General features: G+C 64.8%; 7 protein-coding genes. 3 read left to right on the forward strand and 4 right to left on the reverse strand.

What is annotated here, in order from left to right:
- Nucleotides 1-318 precede the first annotated feature (318 nt).
- From grpE to EBBID32_RS13420, 3 genes are read right to left on the reverse strand one after another with little or no spacing between them, the layout of a single operon-like run.
- Nucleotides 319-870 carry a nucleotide exchange factor GrpE gene (gene grpE, locus EBBID32_RS13410; protein ID WP_006958660.1) on the reverse strand — a complete coding sequence of 184 codons (552 nt, stop codon included), beginning with the start codon at nucleotides 868-870 and terminating at the stop codon, nucleotides 319-321.
- A complete protein-coding gene (hrcA, locus tag EBBID32_RS13415) occupies nucleotides 867-1,913 on the reverse strand; it encodes a heat-inducible transcriptional repressor HrcA (protein WP_006958662.1) in 1,047 nt (348 codons plus the stop codon). Before hrcA ends, grpE begins: the two co-directional genes overlap by 4 nt.
- A gap of 55 nt (nucleotides 1,914-1,968) precedes the next feature.
- A complete protein-coding gene (locus EBBID32_RS13420; RefSeq protein ID WP_006958664.1) occupies nucleotides 1,969-2,463 on the reverse strand; it encodes a DUF6438 domain-containing protein in 495 nt (164 codons plus the stop codon).
- Nucleotides 2,464-2,567: 104 nt separating this feature from the next.
- On the opposite strand from EBBID32_RS13420, the gene rph reads away from it, so the two are divergent.
- On the forward strand, nucleotides 2,568-3,284 hold the full coding sequence (gene rph / locus EBBID32_RS13425) for a ribonuclease PH (protein WP_006958666.1): 717 nt from the start codon (nucleotides 2,568-2,570) through the stop codon (nucleotides 3,282-3,284).
- 125 nt (nucleotides 3,285-3,409) lie between these two features.
- A complete protein-coding gene (rdgB, locus tag EBBID32_RS13430) occupies nucleotides 3,410-4,039 on the forward strand; it encodes an RdgB/HAM1 family non-canonical purine NTP pyrophosphatase (RefSeq protein WP_006958668.1) in 630 nt (209 codons plus the stop codon).
- Between the two features lie 139 nt (nucleotides 4,040-4,178).
- On the opposite strand, the gene EBBID32_RS13435 is transcribed toward rdgB, so the two are convergent.
- Nucleotides 4,179-4,856, reverse strand: coding sequence for a CAP domain-containing protein (locus EBBID32_RS13435; protein ID WP_006958670.1), 678 nt, complete (start codon nucleotides 4,854-4,856; stop codon nucleotides 4,179-4,181).
- Between the two features lie 67 nt (nucleotides 4,857-4,923).
- Between EBBID32_RS13435 and hemW the strand changes: the two genes are divergently transcribed.
- Nucleotides 4,924-6,042, forward strand: coding sequence for a radical SAM family heme chaperone HemW (hemW, locus tag EBBID32_RS13440; RefSeq protein WP_231382197.1), 1,119 nt, complete (start codon nucleotides 4,924-4,926; stop codon nucleotides 6,040-6,042).
- The last annotated feature ends 67 nt before the right edge of the window (nucleotides 6,043-6,109 follow it).

Here is a 6,109-nt window from a genome sequence, read left to right on the forward strand (position 1 = left end):
TACGCGCTGACACCTCCCCTTGCCGGGGAGGACTATCGCAGATGACTTTTCGTTATCCCTACCACCTCATCCTGAATTTATTTCAGGATCCATCGTGCCCCAAAAGCCGCCGCTGGAGACGAGAAATGGATGCTGGAACAAGTTCAGCATAACGAAGTAAAATGAGGTGCGGGCCATATGCGATAGCCCTGCTTTGCAGGGGAGGAATGACGCGCAGTTGTGATCGGCTCTGACTCTGGACTCCACCAGACATCATAACGCCCGCCCGGCGGAACCGGACGGGCGTTATGATGTCCACGCTAGAAAGCGATGAAACGCTTATTCCGGCGCTTTCGCCACGCTGACCATCGCCGGGCGTAGCAGCCGGTCCTTGATCATATAGCCCGCCTGCATCTCAATGAGGATCGTGCCGGGTGCCGCATCGGCGGAGGGGACTTCCATCATCGCCTGATGCTTGTTGGGGTCGAGCGGCTGGCCGACCGATTCGATCTTGCTGATGCCGTTGCGGCCGAACACCGCCTCCAGCTCGCGGCCGGTGGCTTCCAGTCCGACGACCAGACCCTTGAACTTCTCATCCTCGCGCAGGTCCGCGGGGATGGTGGCCAGCGCGCGGCTCAGATTGTCGGCGACCGACAAAATGTCGCGGGCAAAGTTGGTCGCGGCATAGGCGCGCGTGTCGGCCAGCTCCTTTTCCAGCCGACGGCGCACATTCTGCGTGTCGGCATGGGCATAGAGAATGTCCTGCTTGGCGGTCGCCAGTTCCGCCTCCAGCGCGGCGATACGCTCGGCACTGGCGTCGGCCACGGGCACATCCTCCGGCAATTGATCCACGACTTCGGTATTTTCGACGTTCAGATTTTCTTCGCTCATCTCATCAATCTCGACAGCGTTTGTGCGGTGAAATCCACCATGGGGATCACCCGCGCATAGTTCAAGCGCGTGGGGCCGATCACGCCGACCACGCCGACCACCCGGCCGTCCGCGCCACGATAGGGGGCGGCTATGACCGAAGAACCCGACAGGGAAAAGAGCTTGTTTTCCGATCCGATGAAGATTTTGGTCGCGCTGCCCGCCAGCGCACCCTCCAGCAGGCGGGAAATTTCCTGCTTGCCCTCCAGCTGCTCCAGCAATTGCCGCACCCGTTCCAGGTCCGCCGCCGTGCCATCGTCGATCAGATGCGCCTGCCCCCGCACGATCAGCACCGGCCGGTCGTCGGCATCATGCGACCAGATGGCGATGCCGCGCGCCACCAGTTCCCGCGCCGCGCCATCCAGCGCGCTGCGTTCGCTCTCCATCTCCTGCGCCAGCATGTCGCCCGCCTGCCGCAGCGTCATGCCCGCAAAGCGCGCCGACATGAAATTGGCGGCCTCATTGAGCATCGAGGGGGACACGCCGGGCGGCAGGTCCAGCACGCGATTTTCGACCGATCCGTCCTGCCCGACCAGCACGGCCAGAGCCTGCCTGTCATTGAGCGGCACGAACCCGAACTGGCGCAATACCGGCTCCCGCCTTGGCACCATGACGATTCCCGCGCAGGCCGACAGGCCCGACAGCGCAGCGGTGGCCGCCGACAGCGCTTCCTCGATCGGCCCAGCCTCGGCCAGTCCCGCCTCGATCGCGCGCCGCTCCTCCGCCGATGGCATGGCGGCCTGCATCATCCCGTCGACGAACAGTCGCAGCCCCGTCTCGGTCGGCATCCGCCCCGCCGACGTATGCGGCGCGGCCAGCAGGCCCAGCTCCTCCAGATCCTGCATCACATTGCGGATCGAGGCAGGCGACAGGCTGAGCGAGGATATTTTGCTTAAGGTTCGCGACGCGACCGGCAGGCCCGTGCCCAGATAGCTTTCCACCACCAGGCGAAACACGTCGCGGGCGCGCTCGTTCAATTCGGTGATGGGTGTGGTTGGCGTCATGGCCACGATGTAGGATGGATTGCGCCCATGCTCAACGTTTCCATGTCCAACCGGCCTATTGGGCAGCCTTGGGTTTCAGCATGGCTTCGATCCCCAGCAATTTGGGAATGCTGCCGATCGTCGTGCGCAGCTTCCCATAGCGCGCGTCCATACAGCCCGACTGATAGTCGAGCCGCGTCGGCTTGGCCTCGCCCCGCGTCCATTCGATGCGATATCCGGGCATGTCGGTCGCAAAGCGGGTGCAATTTTCGCCATGGGCGATGCGCTTTTCCGTGCCGACCGGCGGCTTATAGGGGGCCAGCGCCATCCGCAGCTGCCGATATTGCGCGGGCGTCACGGTAAAGCGCGTCGGTCCCGGCACGGCGGTGAACTTCTCCGGCTCCAGCAGCCCCGACCCGTCGGGCGTCACCCGCACCGTGTAGGCCGGGCAGGCACCAAAGCAGCGCCCGGCGGTAAAGCTGATCGTGTCACCGGCGGCGCGCGGTATGTCCAGCTCAGTGTCGGCCGTGGCGCACCCTGCCAGCAACATGGTGGCGGCGGCTATCATCATTCTGCTCATCATGGCCCCTCTTATCGCCTTATTATGCGCTTGGCACTGGCAAGAAACGCCGCCGGGCGCTAAGCGCCGTCCCCTGACCGTATTGGAGAAATATTATGCGTCCTTCCGGCCGCGCGCCCGACCAGATGCGCGACATCATCATGGAGCCAGGCTTCACCATCCATGCCGAAGGAAGCTGCCTCATCAGTTTCGGCGACACCCGCGTGCTGTGCACCGCCTCGGTCGAGGAAAAGGTGCCGCCCTTCCTGCGCGGCAAGGGGTCGGGCTGGGTCACCGCCGAATATGGCATGTTGCCCCGCGCCACCCATACCCGCGGCAGCCGCGAAGCGGCCAAGGGCAAGCAGTCGGGCCGCACCCAGGAAATCCAGCGTCTCATCGGCCGTTCGCTGCGCACTGTGGTGGACATGAAGAAGCTGGGCGAGCGCCAGATCGTGATCGATTGCGACGTGATCCAGGCCGATGGCGGCACCCGCACGGCGGCAATCTCCGGCTCGTGGGTCGCGCTGCGCATCGCGGTGGACAAGCTGATGGCATCGGGCGCGCTCAAGGAAGACCCCATCATCCAGAAAGTCGCGGCGATCAGCTGCGGCATCTATGAAGGCACGCCGGTCCTCGATCTCGACTATGCCGAGGACAGCAATGCCGAGACGGACGCGAACCTGATCCTGACCGGCGACGGCAAATTCGCCGAAGTGCAGGCGACCGCCGAAGGCGCGGCCTATGACGAGGAAGAGCTGCTGCGCCTGTTGCGGCTGGCACGCATCGGCTGCGCCAAGATTTTCGCCGCGCAGGATGCCGCGACGGGGCGGTAAAAAACTACCTCTCCCCGTTCGGGCTGAGCCTGTCGAAGCCTCGTCCTTTTTTCTTGAAAAGGAAGAACGACCCTTCGACAAGCTCAGGGCGAACGGGGTTTTGGTTCATCACTGGGAATCGGATCATGACCGACCAATTCGGACAGGAACAGGCCATCCGCAAGCTGGCCCCCGGCAAGCTGGTGATCGCCAGCCATAATGCGGGCAAGGTGCGCGAAATCGCGGCGCTGCTTGGTCCCTACGGCATCGAGCCGGTCTCTGCCGCATCGCTCGACCTGCCCGAACCGGAGGAAACCGGCACCACCTTCATCGCCAATGCGGAATTGAAGGCATTGCAGGCCGCCGACCTGTCCGGCCTGCCCGCGCTGGCCGACGATAGCGGCCTGTGCGTAGAGGCGCTGGGCGGCGATCCGGGCCTGTTTTCGGCGCGCTGGGCGGGTGAGAGCAAGGATTTCAACCTGGCCATGCAAAAGGTATGGGACGGGATCACCGCCAAAGGCCCGGACGCAGGCCATGACGCTCATTTCATCTGCGCCCTCGCGCTGGCCTGGCCCGATGGCCATGTCGAAGCATTTGAGGGCCGGGTCGACGGCACGCTCGTCTGGCCACCACGCGGCGCGAATGGCTTTGGCTATGACGCGATGTTCCAGCCGTTGGGCTTCGACATCAGCTTCGGCGAAATGGACCCGGACGCCAAACACGCGATGAGCCACCGCGCCGATGCGTTCAAGCAGCTGGTGGCAGCGGTTTTCTGAGCCTCTTATTCCTCCCCGCCACGGGGAGGTGGCGCGCGCAGCGCGACGGAGGGGGCGCTCGTCTGGACACTAAGTTTGCGTAAGGCGGCCAGCCCCCTCCACCGGCTTCGCCGGTCCCCCTCCCCGTGCTGGGGAGGAGTTACCGACCTCCGCTCGCCAACTCTATCGCCGTCGCCCCGCCATCCAGCGGCCCTTGCCCAAAGGCGTTGCCGGCGGGAAAATAGCGGCACACCAGATAGTCGTAATTCGCCCCTTCACCCAGCGCACAGCCGACCTTGCGCGTGCCGCGCCAGATCATCTGGGTATAATGGCCGACATCCTGCCAGCGCCCGCTGGTGCTCAGGTCTGGCAATTTGCTCTCGGCCCGGAACAGCTTTTTTTCGTCCAGAAACGCGCCGACCATGACGCCATAGCCATAGAGGCGGCGCGGTCCCATCCACAGATTTTCGCCGCTGGGGATAGCCCGGCTGGCGCGCGGGCTGTGACGGAACGCACCGGTCCGCGCCATATCGGCGGCATAGCGCGCTGCGTCCGCCGCCAGCGCATCATCCCATTCCAGCGCCGCGACGCCAACCAGCGCCCGCTCGCCATTGTGCGCGTCCAACATCACGGCGCGCAGCAGCGGCTCGCCGCGCGCGGCTTCCTCCATTCCATAATAGGCGGCTGGCATGACCACTCCGGTCGGCACAGCGACAGGCGCTACGACTGCCGCCTTGCTCCCCGGCGCGCTGTCGGATGCAGCCTGCGCGCCCGTCGCGATCAGCAACGCCGCCCATAGCCCGGCGCGCAAAAACAGATTAGGGCTGCCCCCAGCCATGGCCGTCATTCCCCCCGAATCTCCATCCGCATCGGCGTCGGCCCCCGCCGACGCTCTGGCCTTATATATGCATTGGCCCTTTTGCGTATCCAAATGTCCCTATTGCGATTTTAACAGTCATGTTCGCGAGGGTATAGACATAGAAGCGTGGCGCACCGCCCTGCTCGCCGACATGGCGCATGAAGCCGCTAAGACCGCAGGACGCCCGCTCTCCTCAATCTTCTTTGGCGGCGGCACCCCCTCGCTGATGCCCCCCGCTTTGGTCGCGGATCTGATCGCGGCGGCGCAGCGGCATTGGGGCTTCACGCCAAATATCGAGATCACGCTGGAGGCCAATCCCAACTCGGTCGAGGCCGCCCGCTTTGCCGATCTCGCCGCTGCGGGGGTCAACCGCGTATCGCTGGGCTTGCAGGCGCTCGATAATGACGCACTTCAATTTCTCGGCCGCGCCCATGATGTGCGCGAAGGGCTGGCCGCGCTCGATACCGCCCAGTCGGTGTTCGACCGGGTGAGCTTCGACCTCATCTACGCCCGCCCGGACCAGAGCGAGGCCCAATGGGAAGCTGAACTGGCCCAGGCGCTGTCATTCGGCACCGGCCATCTCTCGCTCTATCAACTGACGATCGAACCGGGCACCCGCTTCGCCACTTTGGTGGCGCAGGGCAGGATGGCGCCCGCCGACCCGGATCATGGCGCAACCCTCTATGAACTGACCGCCGCGATGACCGACGCTGCGGGCATCCCGGCCTATGAGATCAGCAACCACGCCCGCGCCGGACAGGAGAGCCGCCATAATCTGACCTATTGGCGCTATGGCGATTATGTCGGCGTTGGTCCCGGCGCGCACGGGCGGCGCGGCGGCATGGCGACGCAGCGCCACAAGAAGCCGGAAAACTGGATCGGCGCAGTCAGCCGCAACGGCCATGGCCTGCAGACCGAACAAGCGCTGGCAGGCGAGGAACGCGCGCGCGAGGCGCTGCTTATGGGGCTGCGGCTGGGCGAGGGGGTCGATCTCGCCCGCATCGCGGCGCTGTCGGGCATTGCCGTTGGTAAGCTGGTCGATGATCGCGCCATCGACCAGCTCACCGACCTCGGCCTCATCCGCCTGACCGGCACCCGCCTGCAAGTCGCACCCGCCGGCATGCTCCTGCTCGACGCGATCCTGCCGGAGGTGGTGGCGATCTAGCCCGAAACGCTTTGTTCCGTTCGTTTCGAGCGAAGTCGAGAAACCTGCGCGCCACGTTTCTCGACTT

The organism is Sphingobium indicum BiD32, from assembly GCF_000382885.1.
Classification (GTDB): domain Bacteria; phylum Pseudomonadota; class Alphaproteobacteria; order Sphingomonadales; family Sphingomonadaceae; genus Sphingobium; species Sphingobium japonicum_C.

Excerpts from the sequence above, each read along its gene's own strand:
- EBBID32_RS13420 (WP_006958664.1), bottom strand. The coding sequence starts at position 2,463 with ATGATGATAGCCGCCGCCACCATGTTGCTGGCAGGGTGCGCCACGGCC.
- rph (WP_006958666.1), top strand. The coding sequence starts at position 2,568 with ATGCGTCCTTCCGGCCGCGCGCCCGACCAGATGCGCGACATCATCATG.
- hrcA (WP_006958662.1), bottom strand. The coding sequence starts at position 1,913 with ATGACGCCAACCACACCCATCACCGAATTGAACGAGCGCGCCCGCGAC.
- rdgB (WP_006958668.1), top strand. The coding sequence starts at position 3,410 with ATGACCGACCAATTCGGACAGGAACAGGCCATCCGCAAGCTGGCCCCC.
- EBBID32_RS13435 (WP_006958670.1), bottom strand. The coding sequence starts at position 4,856 with ATGGCTGGGGGCAGCCCTAATCTGTTTTTGCGCGCCGGGCTATGGGCG.
- hemW (WP_231382197.1), top strand. The coding sequence starts at position 4,924 with ATGCATTGGCCCTTTTGCGTATCCAAATGTCCCTATTGCGATTTTAAC.
- grpE (WP_006958660.1), bottom strand. The coding sequence starts at position 870 with ATGAGCGAAGAAAATCTGAACGTCGAAAATACCGAAGTCGTGGATCAA.